1 protein-coding gene is annotated in these 389 nt (G+C 65.8%); it reads left to right on the forward strand.

Annotated features, from left to right (window positions below; genetic code table 11):
* Positions 1-196 precede the first annotated feature (196 nt).
* Positions 197-389 (forward strand): hypothetical protein (locus MKK60_RS28005; protein WP_243989325.1); only part of this gene is annotated, 193 nt, incomplete at its 3' end.

Raw genomic sequence — 389 nt, forward strand, 5'->3', positions numbered from 1 at the left:
GTCTCGTCGCTCATCCTTCGGCAACTTGTTCGGCGCATGCTGAGCTACGCTGCATAGGCGGCCAGCTGATCGCCCCCAATCCGCTGCGGCGGCCCTGCTGTGGGGTGGGAAATCAGGGCGGGCGTAGCGGATGGGGGGCAATCAGCTGGCCGCCGAAGCAGCGTAGCTCAGCATGCGCCGAACAAGTTGCCGAAGGATGAGCGACGAGACGACGGCTCTGGTCCTCGCGCTCGCGACCGAGAACACGAAGTTGCGCGCGGCGCTCGCCGAGGCTCAGGAACTCTTAATCGAGACCGCCGTCGATGCCGGCGAGATGCATGCCCGTGTGGAGGAGTTGCAGGCTGAGTTGGTCGTGGCCCGCGCAGACCGCGATGCCTGGATGATCTGCG

Source organism: Methylobacterium sp. J-092, from assembly GCF_022829325.1.
Classification (GTDB): Bacteria; Pseudomonadota; Alphaproteobacteria; order Rhizobiales; family Beijerinckiaceae; genus Methylobacterium.